At 35.2% G+C, this 18555-nt stretch carries 18 protein-coding genes; 2 read left to right on the forward strand and 16 right to left on the reverse strand.

The window, feature by feature from the left end; genetic code table 11:
• Positions 1-216: 216 nt before the first annotated feature.
• Together I5677_RS12950 and I5677_RS12955 are read right to left on the reverse strand one after the other, a co-directional pair.
• Positions 217-1095 carry a DUF1295 domain-containing protein gene (locus tag I5677_RS12950; protein ID WP_197662053.1) on the reverse strand — a complete coding sequence of 293 codons (879 nt, stop codon included), beginning with the start codon at positions 1093-1095 and terminating at the stop codon, positions 217-219.
• A gap of 372 nt (positions 1096-1467) precedes the next feature.
• Positions 1468-2016 carry a flavodoxin family protein gene (locus I5677_RS12955; RefSeq protein WP_197662054.1) on the reverse strand — a complete coding sequence of 183 codons (549 nt, stop codon included), beginning with the start codon at positions 2014-2016 and terminating at the stop codon, positions 1468-1470.
• Between the two features lie 129 nt (positions 2017-2145).
• Here I5677_RS12955 and I5677_RS12960 point away from each other — a divergent pair, with 129 nt between their 5' ends.
• Positions 2146-2487, forward strand: a complete 342-nt coding sequence (locus tag I5677_RS12960) for a winged helix-turn-helix transcriptional regulator (protein WP_197662055.1) — start codon at positions 2146-2148, stop codon at positions 2485-2487.
• A gap of 82 nt (positions 2488-2569) precedes the next feature.
• Here the strand turns inward: I5677_RS12960 and I5677_RS12965 are convergent, their stop codons facing one another.
• The 7 genes from I5677_RS12965 to I5677_RS12995 form a co-directional block, all read right to left on the reverse strand.
• Entirely contained in the window at positions 2570-3427 is an 858-nt protein-coding gene (locus tag I5677_RS12965) for an SDR family oxidoreductase (RefSeq protein WP_197662056.1), read from the reverse strand.
• Between the two features lie 83 nt (positions 3428-3510).
• Positions 3511-4107 (reverse strand): TetR/AcrR family transcriptional regulator, encoded by a 597-nt coding sequence (locus I5677_RS12970; protein WP_197662057.1) that lies wholly within the window; start codon positions 4105-4107, stop codon positions 3511-3513.
• A 47-nt stretch (positions 4108-4154) separates the two neighbouring features.
• The gene (locus I5677_RS12975; RefSeq protein WP_197662058.1) at positions 4155-4994 is read right to left on the reverse strand and encodes an EFR1 family ferrodoxin; all 840 of its coding nucleotides are present in this window, start codon (positions 4992-4994) and stop codon (positions 4155-4157) included.
• 980 nt (positions 4995-5974) lie between these two features.
• Positions 5975-6577, reverse strand: a complete 603-nt coding sequence (locus I5677_RS12980) for an ABC transporter permease (protein WP_243456600.1) — start codon at positions 6575-6577, stop codon at positions 5975-5977.
• A gap of 143 nt (positions 6578-6720) precedes the next feature.
• Positions 6721-7458: an ABC transporter ATP-binding protein gene (locus I5677_RS12985; RefSeq protein WP_197662059.1), complete on the reverse strand. Its 738-nt coding sequence runs from the start codon at positions 7456-7458 to the stop codon at positions 6721-6723.
• A complete protein-coding gene (locus tag I5677_RS12990; RefSeq protein ID WP_197662060.1) occupies positions 7455-8375 on the reverse strand; it encodes an ABC transporter substrate-binding protein in 921 nt (306 codons plus the stop codon). Before I5677_RS12990 ends, I5677_RS12985 begins: the two co-directional genes overlap by 4 nt.
• Positions 8376-8729: 354 nt before the next feature.
• Positions 8730-9305, reverse strand: coding sequence for a uracil-DNA glycosylase family protein (locus tag I5677_RS12995; protein WP_330617922.1), 576 nt, complete (start codon positions 9303-9305; stop codon positions 8730-8732).
• Between the two features lie 243 nt (positions 9306-9548).
• Here I5677_RS12995 and I5677_RS13000 point away from each other — a divergent pair, with 243 nt between their 5' ends.
• Positions 9549-10145, forward strand: a complete 597-nt coding sequence (locus I5677_RS13000) for a winged helix-turn-helix domain-containing protein (protein WP_197662061.1) — start codon at positions 9549-9551, stop codon at positions 10143-10145.
• 395 nt (positions 10146-10540) lie between these two features.
• Here I5677_RS13000 and I5677_RS13005 read toward each other — a convergent pair whose 3' ends face one another.
• The 7 genes from I5677_RS13005 to I5677_RS13035 all read right to left on the reverse strand — a co-directional run bounded on the left by I5677_RS13005 (position 10541) and on the right by I5677_RS13035 (position 18315).
• The gene (locus I5677_RS13005) at positions 10541-11758 is read right to left on the reverse strand and encodes a hypothetical protein (RefSeq protein ID WP_197662062.1); all 1218 of its coding nucleotides are present in this window, start codon (positions 11756-11758) and stop codon (positions 10541-10543) included.
• 851 nt (positions 11759-12609) lie between these two features.
• A complete protein-coding gene (locus I5677_RS13010; protein ID WP_197662063.1) occupies positions 12610-14052 on the reverse strand; it encodes a M20/M25/M40 family metallo-hydrolase in 1443 nt (480 codons plus the stop codon).
• A gap of 75 nt (positions 14053-14127) precedes the next feature.
• A complete protein-coding gene (locus I5677_RS13015; RefSeq protein ID WP_197662064.1) occupies positions 14128-14784 on the reverse strand; it encodes a hypothetical protein in 657 nt (218 codons plus the stop codon).
• Between the two features lie 11 nt (positions 14785-14795).
• Positions 14796-15521: a DUF5058 family protein gene (locus I5677_RS13020; protein WP_197662065.1), complete on the reverse strand. Its 726-nt coding sequence runs from the start codon at positions 15519-15521 to the stop codon at positions 14796-14798.
• Between the two features lie 316 nt (positions 15522-15837).
• Positions 15838-16626 (reverse strand): APH(3') family aminoglycoside O-phosphotransferase, encoded by a 789-nt coding sequence (locus I5677_RS13025; RefSeq protein ID WP_197662066.1) that lies wholly within the window; start codon positions 16624-16626, stop codon positions 15838-15840.
• A gap of 106 nt (positions 16627-16732) precedes the next feature.
• Entirely contained in the window at positions 16733-17338 is a 606-nt protein-coding gene (locus tag I5677_RS13030) for a lactate utilization protein (protein WP_197662067.1), read from the reverse strand.
• Positions 17339-17781: 443 nt separating this feature from the next.
• Positions 17782-18315, reverse strand: a complete 534-nt coding sequence (locus I5677_RS13035; protein WP_197662068.1) for a nitroreductase family protein — start codon at positions 18313-18315, stop codon at positions 17782-17784.
• Between the last annotated feature and the right edge of the window lie 240 nt (positions 18316-18555).

The raw sequence follows: 18555 nt of genomic DNA on the forward strand, positions 1-18555 counted from the left end.
TAATTAAAACTTTTTTCTTTTATAAAAATTTATTAAATTCTTATTCGGATACCCCTAATAATACAAAGAGAAAGGGGTAAACGCCCCTTTCTCTTTGTATTAACTTTCATTACTTTCATTTTATTATAACATCAAACAACTCTTTATTCATTCTATTCAACCTGGTAAACCACTTGATGTGTACTAAATTATCAATCAAATAACCCAACTACTATGCTACTGTTTTTTAGGAAACGGAAGTAGCATCCTGGTCTCTTTCTTATATTCCTCATAGTGCTCTTTATAGGCAGCCAGATGCTTTTCTGCCATTGGTATACTAATAAATCTAAATAAGAGTGTATTCATAATTGCTCCAAGAGACAGATACCAAAGTTCATTATGATTTGGAAGTATCGTCAGATAAACACCCCACCACATAAGAATCTCTCCAAGATAGTTCGGATGCCTGGAATATCTCCATAAACCGGTACGGATTATTTTACTCCTAACTACATTCCTATTACGAAAAGTATGCAGCTGCAGATCAGCTATCATCTGTATACATGTACCCAAGGCACTGATTGATAGACCGATTAAAGAGACTGCATGGAAAGTGCTCCTAAGTTCGATATAATAAATTGTTGGTAGTATACATAAGTATACAATGAAAGTTGGCATAAGTTGAATTCCCAGAAGGTTCACGATCTGGTAAAGCCGTCCTGTTCTCTCCTTTATAAGATCATATCGCCAATCCTGTCTACGAAATCCTTGGAAAGTATAGGCCCAGTTCGATGTAAGCCTGATGCCCCAGAACATTATGATTGCGTAAATTAAAATTGCTCCAACACCGTAGTTACGGCTATGTACCATAAAGAGAGTAAGTATCACCATGGGCTGTACACTCCAATATGGATCATAAATAGATGCATTTTGAAATAATAAGCTTATAATCCATACGAAAAGCGTTGCGACGACATCTGCAACCAGTACCCTCAGCCATAAAGCACCGTCTATATGTATATATACAGTTACACCGATCCATGTAGCAATTACATAGCACAATAATATAATACAATAACCCATCCATATTTTATCCTTGAAGTATACCTTACCCATCCTTATATATCTCCCCTTACAGTTTTTTATTCTCTACCAATATTGTACTAATTTTTTATGTAAATGAAAAGACATACCGCATAATAAAATTCTAATGTTAATTTATTTGAATTTGGCATACAGTATTAAAAATACCAAACCGAATAGATCATCCCAAAACAAAAAGGTCATTTGACATCTACGTGAGTTGTATTCCCTAAAGAAAACTCAAGTATGATTCAAATGACCTTAATATCTTTTTGATAAGGAGAACTTCCAATTAAGCCCAATACACGGAGCTTTTTATCAAAGGTGTTGCACCAAGTAAATAAAATTGTTAAAAGAGGCTACACTTCACACAATTATGAATGAAGTGCAGCCCTCTTTAATCCATCAAAGTATGCTTTTCCCTAATAGTTCAGCTTTCATTAGTGCGTCTGTTTTCAAGATATCATCTTTATCATAAACTTCTGGTGCAATGATGATACCTTTATCCTTCCATTTTAAAAAATCAGCTATCAACTTATAGGATTTTACAATTCCCTCGTATTGAACTTCATCTTTGTCGCCTCCACAGACTAGAAGTACACATTCCTTTATCTTCAGTGCTCTATTCCCGATAATAAAAGAATAAAGCTTGTCAATTGCAGCTTTTAGCTGTACCGGAAACGAGTACCAATATAATGGTGTAGCCAATACAAGCATATCAGACTGTTCCAGTAACGGCGCCAGTTCATTAAAATCATCAGGAACAGAACATGCGACCCCTTTACTAAAACAAGTCTTACAGTCTATACATCCCTTAATGTTTTTTTCTGCGGTCGAATATTTTATTGTCTTGTGTCCTGATAGGCAGGCGCCTGCAATAAATGCATCTGCCAACTTATCACTATTACCGCCTCTTCTGGGGCTGCCAGTTAAAACGAGTATATTTTTTGACATATGTAGAAACCTCCATAAATTAATGTTGTTTTTATTAATTATATGTGATATTCTTCCATATGGAAAGTATGCACTTTTCTGATAGATACTATATATCAAGTAAGATACTATACAAAAGGAGAGTATGAAATGAAAGAATGTAAGCTAAATCTCTACGATTGCCCCGTGACATATACTTTATCTGTGCTCGGTGGCAAATGGAAATGGTTGATTATATACATATTATCCGGAGAAGGAACCTTAAGATATGGGGAGCTTAGGAGAAACCTTTCAGGTATTACCCATAAAATGCTGAGCCAACAACTTAAGGAACTTGAAGCCGATCAATTGATTAATCGCAAAGAATATCACCAAATCCCACCTAAAGTTGAATATTCTCTAACTCAAAAAGGACAGACACTTATTCCTATTTTAGATCTTATGTGTTACTGGGGCGAAACAAATTGGTCCAAGGTTAATCCTGACAATTAATAATGTAACAAATCATATATTCTTCGACTCACGCTAATAATGCACCATAATTTTTATAATTATAGCATTTCACCCTATATTTCTAACAGCTTGAAGTTTTAAGCACTTCCCCTGTAATGTTCTCACTAAGGTCAAACAAACGCTTAGCATCCAATCTGGACTTAGCAGCTTTTGAAGTTTTTGCCACTTTACAACGATAAAAATATTTACCTGTTATTTTGCTTACCTCCGGACTGGTAGCTAAGTAAATTGCTGTTTTTGCTCCTTCTTCCGGTGTCAAAAATATCGGCTTTAATAACCCGGTTATGGTCTTACCAAAGCCTGTTTTCCGATCAACTCCCATGGATGTTGCAACGGCTCCCGGATGGCAGCAATTCACTGTTATTCCTCTGCTTTTTATTCTTGTAGCTAATTCTCTGGTAAATAATACATTAGCCAGCTTAGATTGACTGTACGCTTTTAATACATTATATCCTTTAGACAGATTATAATTATTGAAATTGATCTTTCCAACTTTATGCGCTCCGGAAGACACCACTACAATTCTACTACCCTGTTTCATCAAATCTAGAAGTCGTAGTGTCAAAAGAAAATGTCCTATATGATTAACCCCAAACTGTTCCTCTAATCCATCCACCGTTTCTCTTCTATCCAAGTAGATTACACCAGCATTGTTAACCAATACGTCTACTCTGAAATATCTTTGTCTAAACTCATCGGTGAACTTACGGATACTCTCCAAACTATCGAGGTCACACTGCATAAGTTGAATATCCCTTTTCGTGCCTATCATCAGTTCCTCTAAAGCAGCTTGTCCCCGCTCCTTATTTCTACATAGCATGATAACTGTATAATCATAATCAGCAAGTGCTGCGACCGTTGCTTTACCCATACCGGCATTTCCTCCGGTAACAATTGCTATTTTCTTATTTACATCCATTATTAACCTCCATTATTATAAAAAAATATAGTAATTCGCTATTTGAAGGTCTTATTACTATAAGATCCTTCTCAATTCATTAACTATTTAATTGAGTTGCATATAAATTCAACCTGTAGCTTCCATACCTTCAAATATTCATTCTTATCTCCCTTCATAAGAAAATGGAGTCCTATGCCATCTAAGGTTGTAAGAATAAGAGTAGAAATAGTATTGGCTTCTTGATCTGTCAAAGATTTACTGGAATATCTTTTTATTTGCTTCGTCATATCAGCTTTCGAAGCATTGAGATACTCTCCCAAGATTTTTTGATATGTCTCATTAAACATACTCTCATGATAAAATGAAAAGAAAGACTTATAGATTTTCTTATACTCATCAGAAATATTAACAATAGAATAGCCTAATGAATTTAGATAATCATCTAGACTATTAGCATTGGGTCCACCGATTGGCTTCATCAATTCCCGAATAATCATGTCCAGTACTGCCTTAGGAATCTCGCTAGTAGACTTAAAGTGATGAAATATATTGCTTTTACTAACATTAGATACTAAGGATAGCTTTGAGGCTGTTATTCCACTTATACCGCTTTCTGATATTATTTCGATGGCGGAAAGGAGAATTCTACTATAGGTTTCTTCTCCTTTTATTAAACGCAAATCGGTATTTAATTTCATGATTTCACTCCCCATTCCTAAAAAACTATTATATTATTCTTACTAAATCATTTAATGTTTTCTATTAAAATATTAATGTTGAAATCTTCTCCAGGTCCTTTATAGCGTGGATACTTAGTCTTGTTTTTTGTACCTTCGCCTATGAGTATTGCAGATACTGGACATTGGCTATAACAACGTAAACATAAAGCACATTTATTTCCAAACTGGTATGTACCTTGTCTCATGCTTATATTATGTGTTGGACATATACGTTCGCATCTTCCACATTTAATACATTGCTTTGAATCCACTTTAAATTCATTACCTAACTTATTTATTGTTTTGTCAATATGTTTTCTTTGTAAACCGCCTAATAGATGTCCAAATAAATTATTTCCAATTATATGCTTTTGGTTATTACTAATCTCTTCTGCTAGTCTTTCCACTTTTGGTAGAACTTTTTGGAGTCGTAGATCAAGACGGTAATCATTCTTAGGTTTATAAAATCTAAACTTTGGTAAGTGAAAGTTATTCATCATTACAAAATGCTCTGTTTGATTAAGCTCATAGCCTTTACGAGTGAAAAATGAACCAATGTAATATGCGCTATCACCAGAAGCCATTGCATGAGTCGCGAAGATACTGATTAACTGATTATTGGTAGCATTCGGGAACTGTTGAATAAAATCTAGCATTGGTCTTGGAGCAGTTGAACCATATACTGGAAAGCCTAACACAATATGTTCTGCTTCATTTACTTGTTTTATTACATCTTCTGTTGAGAGCTTTTCAATAGAATAACATTCAACGGGATGCTTAAGCCCTTTTAATTGTAGATAAAGTGCATTTGCTATCCACCATGTGTTTCCAGTACCACTAAAATAATAAATAATTATTTTTTTCATTCTAAAGTCCTCCAAATTCATCGTAATAATTGTCAACTAATTATTAAGTATTAAACAATTCAAAATATATAAGTCTTAGTCTTAAATAACTTCTTGCAAGCTATCAATTCTATTCATTATAAGATTATTATATTGATGACCGATCGGTCTGTCAATTAATTTCTTGTTCAAAGCAACGACTATGATTGCTCTATCGGGAGCACTTTGACACGTACTACGTGTAATTTTTATTTTACTTGTGGTAACGTATGGTATGATTTTAATGCTTAGAATCTTATTATTTTTAATTATGATGTTAATCAATTATGTGCTAGAAATATGTTATAAGTAAAATAAAGTAATCTTTATTAATAATATCTATTCATATAGGATTATAGATATAAAAAGCACTGTCACACTAACTACTTTATACTAGTTAGTGTGACAGCCATATTATTTTAACATTATATTGCATTTAATATTTCTCCACAATTTTCTTTATATCATCACCATACTTATTGACTTTGACCTCACCAAATCCGGCTACTGTCTGCAATAAAATAAAGAAACATCTATAGATGTGAAGCAACTCTATTTTTTATATTATCCAATATCCACTTTCGTGTATATCGTTTATTCTAGAAAATTACTTAGGTTGTCCAGCTATTATGCTTGAATATGAAATTGACTATATCAATTTACAGGGATGATATAGTTCACCGCAAGTGGGACATTTATACTCAGTATTATTATGTTTATAAGAATACCTTGAAACCAATATACTTTTGTTACAGTTAGGACAGACTACATCCCGAAATTTAATCAATTTTACTGTAATTTCTATGATTAAATTTGTATTGCTTCCCATTGTTTATCTCCCTATCCTACTCTTACTCTTCTATATATCTATCTTAATAAATCCATCAAGCAGACTTTCATGCTTTACATTCTCACTATCTATGGCATACCATTGTCTAGTTATTTTACAATAAAACCTGTTCTCAAATCCAAGGACAAAGTTTCCTTTCCATCAAGTCAATTGCTTTAAAAATGACAATTCCCATAATACTCATAGCTAGAATTCCGGCAAACATCTGAATATAATCGACCATGACCCAACAATTCATGATAAAATATCCGATACCGTATGTTGTTGCAAAGTTTTCGCTAAAAAACAGTGTTGCAATACTAACACCGATACTAACCCGTAGCGCTGATATAATCTTTGGAAATACAGCGGGTATTACCATATTTCTATATATCTGCCATCGATTTAATCCTAAAGTTTTGACGGAATAATAATACTCCGTAGGGATTTCTTTTACTCCATCTCTGACAGTCAGAATAATCTGAAATACAATGATGGATATGATAAGTATAATCTTCGAGCTATTACCCAATCCAAAAAGCATCATAAATAAGGGCAAAAAAGCCACCTTGGGAATAGGATAAAGGATATAGGTAACCGGTGAAAGAACGGCATCTGCTCTTTTCGAAAGTCCCAGCCATAGTCCAATGGGTATACCAATGCCTAGGGAGATTACGATAGCTGTAGTAATTCGAAATATGCTAATAATTATATGTAAAGAAAGATCCCCTGTCATTATTAATTTACCAAATGTAACTATTGTCTCATATGGCGCCGGAACTATATTCGAGTTTAAAAAGATATGTAAAAGATACCATATAATAAAAACAATGAGACTACCGAATAAGGTTTTGTAGCCTTGTACATTCTTTTGCGTTCTTATTGTTCCTCATCCTCCCCTCTTAACAATTCCCTTACTTCCCGGCAGACATTGTAATAGTCGGACTTAGAACGGATATCCTCATCACCAAAATAAGGATTATTAATCTTATGATTGATCTTGGCTTGCTTCATAATAACAATGGTCTGTCCTAGGAATACTGCTTCTTCTATACTGTGGGTAACCAATACCATAGTGATGGGATTTTTCTTATATAGCTTTAAAATCAAATTCTGAATAAGCTCTCTGTTGATGGCATCAAGGGCTGACGAAGCCTCATCCATCAGAAGCAGATCCGGTTCCAACACAAGTGCTCTCGCAATAGCTACTCTCTGTTTCTGTCCCGCAGAAAGTTGCGTCGGATATTTATTCCTATGCTCTAAAATCCCTAGTTCCTCTAAGATAGCAGCAACTTTTTGGTTAATGGCAGACTTATCAAACTTTCTTACTTTCAGACCAAGGGAAACATTATCCCAAACTGTCTTCCATGGAAAGAGTCCTCCATTCTGAAGAATAACTCCAGTTTCTCTACGGGCTCCTTGCACCTCTTCATCATTAATCAACACTTTTCCGGCAGAAGGCTTAAGAAGCCCTGCTATTGTATATAGCAGGGTCGTCTTACCACATCCGGAGGGACCGATAATTGCGCAGGTTCTATTCCCCGGAATATCCAAATCAATATTGTTTAAAGCAAGCTCATTACCGTAGTTTACTCCCAGATCCCTCACATTTATCATGGTTCTACAAACCTTCTTTCGACTAAGTCATCTGCTTTAACCTTTAATTCTTTGTTCATTGCCTCAGATGTCCATTGAATAATCTTATCTATGTATTGATCATCAGGAATCGATACCTTTGTATATTCGGGAAGGATTATGTTATCCTTGATTTCAGGTTTCAAGTTAGGGATTTTCTCCATAATAATATCTATTCCCACCTGTGCATTTTGATTTAACTCATCAACAGCCTTGTTATATGCTTCGTGAAATAACTTAACTGCTTCCTGTTTTTCTTTCAAAGCCTTTCCGGTGAAAACGATGACATCCGGACAAAAACCTTCTTCGGGTTGATACAGCTTCTTTTGAAGTCCATTCAATTCTCCCATGGACGCCAATGGTTCAGGAAACAGCCCCATATCAAGTTGACCACTTCCAATTGCCGCCAGTCTTGCAGGAATGTCATTGATAAAAACCTTCTCAATCGTATACTGATCGCTTAGCCATTCATCAATCAAAAAATTGGTTACGCTGACCTCCATCATACCCACCTTAATGTTCTGCTTGCTATCGGCTCCTTCCTTCAGAAGAACAGGAAATACACCATTCGTCATTGTAGTGGCTTTTATATCAAATCCTCCGTCCACATTCGCAGCCACCGCTATCAAATCTGTTATTGCACCGTCAATTGACTGTGTCTGTAGAGCGCTCTGTCTATCCTGTCCATTGTTGAATATCTGTAATTCCACATTTAACCCCAGTTCTTTAAAATACCCGTTCTTTTCAGCCAATAAAACCGGAGCTGCATCTACCGCCGGCATAAGCCCCACCTTCAATGTCAAATCCTCAGATTCCTTTTTTGCTAAATTGCAGCCTAATGTAGATAAGGCTATTGTGACTACCATAATAGTCAGCATAAAAATCCTTCTTTTTTTCATTCTTTCTTAAGTCCTCCTATAAAGTTAGTTAAAAAATAGTCAAATCGGAAGAAACACGCTTCGCGGTTCACCTATGTCTATCTACTATACAGACATGATACGCAGTACGTGTTTCAGGATAGTAATCAAGCTAACTATGTTCACTTTGCTTTTGTGTAAACAAGATGAACCAGTAAGCCGATTTATCATGAATACTATCATGAATCAAAAACATGCATATGTTTCTGTTAACTATGACTGGAAAATACTAGCATCATTACTTTCTACACTATTTATCATTATAACATAATGATAAAATTTTTAAAGAAAATATTACTTGGTGTTTCATAATCAGAGTATGATCTCTATGATTACTCATACATTCCTGTCTACTATATCCTTCAAAATAGGTAAAACATCACTTTCAAACCATGGATTTTTTTTCAACCAACCAAGGTTTAATGGGGAAGGATGAACCAACGGAAAATAATCCGGTAAATATTTCTTAAAGTTTTTCACTGTTTCCGTTAAGTTTTTCTCTCGCCGACTATTTAAATAGTATTCCTGTGCATAGCTTCCAATTAGAATTATGACTTCAATATTCGGCATTCTATCTAGTAAACAGGGATGCCATTTTTCTGCAAAGCCTTTTCTAGGTGGGGCATCGCCGGTCTTAGCTTTTCCTGGATAGTAGAAATCCATAGGTAAATGAGCAATACGGTCCGTTTTATAAAATTTCTCACGGGATATTCCCAACCACTCTCTCAATCGGTCACCACTTAAATCATTCCAAAACAAACGAGTTTTTTCTGCTCTACGACCTGGTGCTTGTCCAACTATGGCAATGCGTGCTTCTACAGAAGCTTTGAATAATGGTGGGATTCCTTTTTTGGTATATGCCTCATTCATTGGGTCAGCCATGATTTCTTGCTTAATCTTTTCAAATATCACCTATAACACTTCCATTCATTTTAAATATAATATTTCCCAATTTATACCGATAAACTTCTTTAAAATTTTTTATTAAATGTAAAGCGAGTAGGACCAATAAATATGGGTGGAATTTGTGTGTTTATAATTTCATTTATTTCATCTTTATATTCATTAAGCTCTTCCGGATTTAACACGCTATCACGTATATAATTTGCATTGCGTAATTACGTTTTAATAAAATAATAGGATGAGGTGGTATATTTGGCAAGAGATTATGGTGTAGAAATTGATTCACTAAAAGATGAATTAAGCGAAATCAAACAATTATTACATGCTTTTACGAATCCAAAAGTAACATCGAAGGAACCACAGAAGAAAACAGGGCGTATTCATAAAATGGTGAATATGCATCCAAACCCTGCCATTATGAATATTCTTTATAACCTTGAAAACACTTGCGAACAAAATGAACAAAGCGGCGCGATAACGTATCTAGGTGTATATGAATCCGGTGGTCGTCAATCTACATGGATAAGAAACGAAGTAAATACAGATGGTTTACTGTCCCTTATCGAAAATAAAATGGCAGGTAAGGTTTTAAACTGTATCGGAAATAGTGACCGTTTGAATATTCTTCTCTACATTCTTAAAAAACCAATGACCGTAGCACAATTAGTTGAAGAATGTGGATATAGTTCAACAGGTCAAGTTTATCACCATCTTAAGCCACTGATAGCTGCTGACTTAATTGTAGAAGATGTTAAAAATGAAGGAAGAGGTGTGTACATTGCTCAACCTCATAGGGTTCAAGGAGTTATTATGTTACTTGCTGGTATCAGTGATATGATTGATCCGTAGTATACACAAGGAAATTGGGAAGTTATTGAATAATTATTTTTTATTTGAGCAACAAAGAGCAGCTTTTTCGAAATATAAGGTAAATGGTATAATCAATCTATTGTAGACCATATATTTGCTGGGAATTTGCTTGGTTATATATAATTAAATTTAATAATCAAACTAAAAGAACTGACATACGTGATATAATCACATTGTCAGTTTTTTCTATCTGAATGAATCAGGTTCTCTCTTTTTTACAATTATATTTTTATTTATATGTTTCAAAGTGTAAGGCATAGTATAAAAATCTCCTGAATCTTGATTTATATTTATTAAAGAGCCAACTAATAATTCTGCAAGAAATTGATGTAATGGTACTTTTTGTTCAAGATCAGTTTTTAAACTTATCTAATTCAGGAAATATAATCTATGAACTCATCCATATTGTGTAGTGCAATGAATAACTGAATACAATCCCTTTTTCTAACACTTCTAATATTCATACCATGATCCACATAATTCCTATTAATAGTTCCCGGTTCGGAAACAAAGTTATTTCCTTTAGCAAAGTAAACTTCTAAACATGTCACAAAATTAATACCATATAGTGAAGTAAACAAAAAATGCTCATCCGCTAATTTATCTTCCAATTTACTCTTTAACTTTGAAGTCCCTCCAAGTCCAACTGAACGATTTGTGTGTTTGGGTTGTAGTCGTATCATTTTCGAATCCAATAAACTAAAAATAAGTAATGCACACGCCTTATATTGCCTATTTTTGTAGCAAAAAATTGCTGAGTCCAAATCAGCTTTCTTAATTTTTTGACCATGCATCCTTTCAAATAAGTCTTCCATTGCTTCCGTACCACAGAATTCCATAGCCATTTTATTTGCTATCTTCTTGTCTTCTGGGAAGCAATTATAAAAATCGAATGGTGCATCTGGGTGAATAGCCCAACCTAATTTTCCCCATTTTATATAACTTTCTTTCCAGCGTTCTATCTTCTTTTGTGAGATGTTCGGAATTTGTATTTTAGATATTGTATTCGCTATGGAAACCGCTATCTGCTGAAAAGGTTGTAAGCTTTTTGCAATATTTTGGACAATACGATTACTCTGTTCAACTACATCAAGAAAAACTGGACGCAGTTTGTTCGCCAATTCTTGCATCTGATTCATCCAGCCAAAATCAACACTCTGTTTATCACGATTCAAGCTTTCAACTAAAGGACGCATCGACTCTGCCAATCTTTTTGCAATGTGATCTGTATACGTTCTATACGCAATAGCAAATTTCTCCCTAATTGGCAGATTATTATCTATATCATCGAATATTTTTTTTAATTCTTCACTATCGGAAATTATTGCACAAATATATTCACTGAATGCTTCATCCTCTACGTCAATGATATCTTGTAATACCGGTATTTCATCATACTCAGCCTGATGAATCTTATCACTTATAATGATTGCAAGTGACTTTTTATAGTTATTTTCTTTTACCAATTCTTTGATATAACGTTCTCCATCATTCATGGAAAAATGAGTTGGAATCAAATATGCTTTCTTATTAATGATAACAGACACTTTACGATTATCTGGTCTAAAAAGTTCTATATTATTGTCATCCATCATTATGCTCCTCTATCTTTATATTTTGCAAAGTCTCTTTCATTCACACCCTCTAACATTTACACTAATTCTAACCATACTATAACATATTTTGTATTGGTTTAGATTGGAAGTTCACGATATATAATGTTAAAAAGAAACTCGAATATAAAAGGAACCCATCAAAACCGACATGCTCCCAAACACTAATTTAAGATTTGCCACAACCTCATTAAAGCATTTTTGGCCTACAAAATCTGTTTACACTTCTTCTACTCACATTTCTTCCGTTGAAGGACTTAACAATGATTAATTGTTTCTGACACTTCATATCCTCCATACGTTTTTCTAATCATTTTATTTTGCACTATACTTCTTATTTTTACGTTGTTCCCATCTTCACCTTTAACCACATTACTGCGAATTGCTTTTTCAAGCTTGCACTACATCGAAACTTTCTTTGCCTCTATAATACCTACTCCTGCAACAAGATTTAGATTTCGCATATCTTAGACTATCCAGCCAGATTGAATTAACCTTGTATCAATCGTTTCACGTGCTTTTGTTCTGGATGCATATAAGATATCCCCTTTAATTATATCATTACACAAGGGGGATATAGTTGTTCCTACTAACCGCTACAACTTTACCCCACCCTACTCTGCCCATCCAAACGGAGTAATTAACATATTAAAAGCAGATCTCAAACTCTACCTTTATTACGTGAAACCCACTATTAATTCTATCCTATAAGTAACCAGTTCACTAATATTCTATCTTATTTTTTCCATTTTACCAAATGTTATTTTACCTTTGACGTCAATACTACCAACTCAATATGCTCCGTCCATGGAATCAAATTCACCAAAATACTATATATTTTTCATAAGTCTTACATAGAACTCTACTGTTTTTAATAAGGTTGTAATCTTAATCCTTTCATTGTGTCCATGAATCATCCCACGCTCCTCTTTCGTAAGCTCCATAGCAGAAAAGCGATATACATGATCGGTAATTCGACAATAATGCCTGGAATCGCTGCAGGCCATCATAAGATATGGTGAAACAATTGCTTCCGGCCAGGTATTATGAATCACCTCTTTTAGATTATTCCATTCCTCACAATTCGTGTCTGAATAGATAGAGGGGTTCATACCATTTACGATATGAAGTTGAATTTTATCATTCTTAATGACCTTACTAAGGTATCTCATAGTTGATTCCATAGTGTCGGAGCCTAACAGGCGAAGGTTTGCACCGATCTTAGCTTTCGGAGGAAGAACATTAAAAGCGTCACTGCCTTCCATTCTTGTAATTGCACAAGTCGTTCTCATCATTGCATTTAATTCACCGCCAGATAGTCTGCATATTAGATTTAATAATGGTCTAAAACACCATAGATTAGCAAATAGAATGCGGTATGGGAAAGCGGAGTGTCTTCCTAAGGCATCAAACATTTCTGCAACCGGTTTTGTTAGCCTGGAGGGAAATGGCTTCTTTTCAATCTTCACAATAGCCTTAGCTAATTCTCCTACGATGGTATTGAGCGGTGGTGCGGAAGCATGTCCTCCCTGACTTTCAATTGAAAATTCCATATTAACACTACCTTTTTCACCGATACCAATCAAAGCACAGGGTTTTGTTACCCCCGGGAAAACCTTATCTACTACCGCTCCGCCTTCATCTAAAACGAAAGCAGGTTTCACATTTCTTTTTTCCAATTCCTTCACGATATCAGCACAGGTATCACCGTCAATTTCCTCTTCTCCTGAAAATGAGAAGAAAATATCCTGCTTTGGTACATATCCATTCTGTATCAGATATTCAGCAGCCTCCATAATTCCACATAAGGTTCCTTTGGTATCCAGAGTTCCTCTCCCCCAGATACTTCCCTCTTCGATAATTCCTTCAAAAGCAGGCTTACTCCAGCTGGACTCATCAACCGGAACCACATCGTAATGAGCCATTAGAACAGATGGTTTATCGGAGGCTTTACCCTTCCAGTGATACAATAATCCTGTTTTACCTACCAACTGACGGCTACAGGTCTTATGTACATTTTGGAAACGTTCCTCAAGAAGTGTAATGAATTTATCAAATTCTTTTTGGTCCACCTTACTAACATCACGATAAGATATCGTTCTGCAACGTATCATTTCTACCATGTCTGCTGCTATTTTATCTTGATCAAGCTGATAGCTTTCATGTATTACGGGTTTATCCTGAGCAGGTCGAAACATTGCAGCCCTAAGTAAAATAACAGATAGGATTATGATTAATATACATAATAAACCCATTCCTAAATAAAATCCCATCAACCCACCTTCTTTCTCAATTGTTCGTAGTATTTGGCTCTGTTGTGTGAAAATGAAACTAAAACACATCATCCCTTAAATCATATTCTTCTTATATAATATCCTTGCAGCTCCAATCGAGATTAGTGCCCCCACAGGTACAAGAATTCCTACCGAGCTTGCAAGTGAAGGTACCAACAAAAATAATACAATCATAAATAGCAAGGGAGCCAATGAAAGCTTCCAGTTCTTACTTACATATACAACCGCCAATCCTCCAAACAAAGATGGAAGAATATTTTCAAAGGCAGGCTTTAAGGCCGGCGAATTAATGATCGGTGCGAGCTGTGCAAGCAGAAGAACTCCAATTGCGATAACGATTGTAGTCACGATAGAAGAAGTGGCAATCGCAATGGTTGAAATTACTTCTCCTTCCTCTGTTCCGGATTTTACCCCGGCATTTTCCATTGCATTTAGTGCACTGGGAACCTTCAGATTAGTAAGATTGCCGGTTACAAAACCCAGATACGAACCGCTTGTACCTAACATTGGAGTATAGGTAATAACTTCAATTGTACCTACCGTCCAATAGATCGGTGCTACACCAATTAATCCCTTTAAGACTGGCGTAAATCCAGGCCATGCATTGTAATGAATACAGATTGCTATCGGAACACAGAAAAGCATAACCACAGCTGTCCAGATCCATAACCTTCCATAATAGTGTGACATATCATCATATGATTTTTTCATACTTCTCCCCCTTACTTCACTATAATAGGCGTAATGACCGCTGCAAATGCCATGGCACCGAGCATACTAAACGGTAATGCATAGTTTTGCAGCCATTTCATTTTACATACTTTAATTAATAATCCGCTTATTCCCATTAATAATGCTGAGAAAAGAAGAACAAATATCGGTATCCACCCAACAAGTCCATTTCTAACATCAGAAAAGACCATCCCAAGAAAAGCCGCAATCATTCCCAGAAACATTGCTGTAATAAACAAATCTCCCCATTTACTATCTTTGTTTTTAATAGAGAGTATCCCTTTTTGTATTCGTTTTAATAAGATCGGAACCAAAACAATACTTGGAATAATACCTAAGGTCATTACCCAGGCTATAGCCGAATACGCCCGAGGATCAACAATTGTCTCGGAAAGTGAGATACCCAGAGCATTAGCCGTCGTGGTTGCAGCTGGAAGCTCATAGGTAATGGCACCTATTACGCTAAGTCTGATCCATGGTAATGGTAGTCCAATGAATTTTGATAGTGTAACCACACCCAGTAATATGGATACTGCCGGTGCTATCGTAAAGATAGCCGTTGATATGATTGTCTTTCTGACTTGTGCCATATCCATTCCTATAGTTCTTGCTCTACGATAAGCCCTGATTAGAAAGAACAGAGACTGCGCTATAACAAACAAAATCATGATTACAGCAATTATGTACAAAAAGCCGCTATTCGGGTTAAAAACCATAAATCCTCCTCCTGGCAATGATTGACTGCCATCTAACATAATAGTAACTAATCATACTATAGCATCCCGATTAATAATGTTCAAGAAATCCTTCTTATCTAAACCTATCCAACTCGGTAGATTTAATCTGGGAAATGTAAATAATTTAGAATAAAGACAAGACACCCTACTGAATTGGTGTAAGATGTCTTTTCTTTTATGGCTTTTGTTATTAACTTCCTTAAATATAATGATGTTCGTTTAGATCACAAGTAACTGTAGAATTCAAACAAGATAATTTAAACCAGTCATTTCGTCCAGACCAGATAAATAAATTCTAAAAAAGTTCATCCATAAGAATATAATAACGAATCTTATCCCATTTAGGCTCTATTCCTAGCTTTTCAAACAGCATATCTGCAACAAACCCCTGATATTGCTTTCCAGTATACTTCCCATCAAAATTATGAATCAAACTACGATAACATAGAGCGATATCCTGCCATTTATCTGCTATTCCTGTCTTACCTAAATCAATGTATCCGGAAACTTTTCCATTTGATAAAAATATATTCGGAAGACAAAAATCTCCATGGGATAATACTAGCTCTTCCTCTGGCTTGTTATTGTTAAGCCATTCAAGAAGAAGTTCTGGATTTTCAAATCCATTTTCACCGAAGGTATCAGGCTCTACATCGTCCATATCCACAAGGTTGTTTTCCACTGTATATTTTGCCATCTGCAATTTTTTCTCTAGATTACATGTGTATGCGCAGTTACTGATATCTACCTTCCAAAGCATTTGCAATCCTTCGGCCAATATGGTGATTAATTGCTCTGGATTTTTCATATATTGGTCAGCACAGGACATTTCTCCAGGTACTTTTGTCATCAAGAGATAAGTCTTCTTTTCATCTCTTTCAAATCCCAAAACCATAGGCACTGGCAGCTTGTTCTGCAACCATTCCATAACATGGTATTCATTCTCTGATTCTTCACTTATTGTTTGGATTTTAAGGATTTTATCATGAAACAGAATAACTGTAGAATCCGACATCCCCACATCGTCAATAGAATAATTCTCTTCATTAATTAGGCTCTTAAATTTATCAGGTATATCAACCATTCCTCTCAATCCCCTTTTAAATAGCTATTATGTTTCAGTTCTTTGTCTATACCTCTATATGGTTTCAAAATCCAATAACGTAGAGAAATTATACTACAGGTGTAGTTCAAAAACCAAGTCGCTCATTAATTAAAACGATTTCCATATCAATATCATTCATTTTTTTAAAGTGAATCATCATGCCATTACAAATCCGATCCGGGCTAGAGCAATCATAACAACGTTCTCCCTTTTTCGCACAAGGTGTTCTTAGTTGTAATCTCATAGCATTTTGGGGAGCCACAATATTTCGTGCACGCCAAATGGCGTCTTCAAGTGTGGGCACTATTTTGTTAGAGCCTGTAACAAAGTAAACCTTCTCATGACCGAATAGGGCTCCAGCTACGCGATTACCAGTACCATCAATATTCACTATCTCCCCTGTTTCTGATAATGCATTTACTGACGTAAGGAAGACTTTTGTTGTTAAAGATTTTTTTGCAGTATCAATGAAGTTCATTCCAATTGGGCAATGTTGCGGATCGAAAATTTCATTATGAGAAGAAAGTCTTTCAAATAGTTTCATACCCAATAAAGTAGCTGAATCTCCAAAACCAACTGATTTATTATCTATTATATTGTTTAAATATACAGCGGCATCTTCTTTATTTTCAAAATAAGAAACGGTATAACCTTTATGCTTTAGCGTTTCTATAACTTTTATAATATCCATTTTAATTTCCTCCACAGCAAGATATAAAATATTTACTCTCATAAGCCTCCGCTAAACAGTTCAGTGAAGTAAATGGAGTAAATGGGAGCAACCCGATAATTTAAAACAAAAGCATTTATTCCTATTTGATTCATCAAACCATCTCTAATAAGCTTACTCATATTTATCAGAGCAGAGTGGAACTACTAAAGCCTGAAGTTAAGTACTTACTATCAACTATTAAATCCTTGATACTCTTTCATTTTCATTCCTCGAAGAAATATATTTTTCATTAACTTTAATTCTCACACTAAGGGGCCGCATAAGAAAAATATGCTTAATGAATCATATTCATTTTATGTGTTTTAACAATATTATAGTGGTTGTAGACATTACCAAAGATATTAATGCTGTTATAATAGAAGTAGAAGAAACCAATATTCTGTCCGCAATTCATGCTACTTCTACAAAAATCGCATATCTATAGATCTTGAAGCATGCACTCTTTGTGTATCATATTTTTGCCAGTAAATTGCTTCCTCCGTATATTGTGTTCTTGCTGACTTCTGTTCAGCTGGGTAACCAAAAAGCACTATACCATTCACTGCAACATGACTTGGTATATCAAAATTCCTACGAATACTATCCTCATCAAAGGCACCAATCCACACAGTCCCAAGTCCCATAGCTGTGGCTGCCAATAGAATATTTTCAATTGCAGCACTGCAATCCAGCTCCCCCTTACCTTCCCAGGGAAGATAGCTTGTATTACCACAAACTATAAAAGCAGTCGGTGCATTATAATATCTGCCATTGCTGTTATCAATACACTCTTTAAGCTTATTTACACTGTCCTTCTCGTTAACAATAATAAATTCCCATGGCTGCAAATTACATGCTGATGGAGCCGCCATTGCAGCTTTCAGTAACATAATAATCTTATCATGCTCAACCACTTGTTCCTCTTGATAGCAGCGTATACTTCTTCTATTATACATTATTTCATAAAGGCTTTGTACTATATCCACTATTGTTTCTCCAATCTGTATATAGCAAACTTTGGTTTTGTAGCTAGTTTGCACAACGTTTACAAACACTCTGCTGGCTTCTACCTTCCATTATTCTTGTCCATAATAATTTCACTCCTGTACGTTTACACACAGGACAAGTGCCACGCCAGTTTGGAATTTCTTTAACATGTTTACCTCTTTTAGGTTTTGACATATAATTACCTCTCA

The organism is Mobilitalea sibirica (assembly GCF_015999265.1).
Lineage (GTDB): Bacteria > Bacillota > Clostridia > Lachnospirales > Lachnospiraceae > Mobilitalea > Mobilitalea sibirica.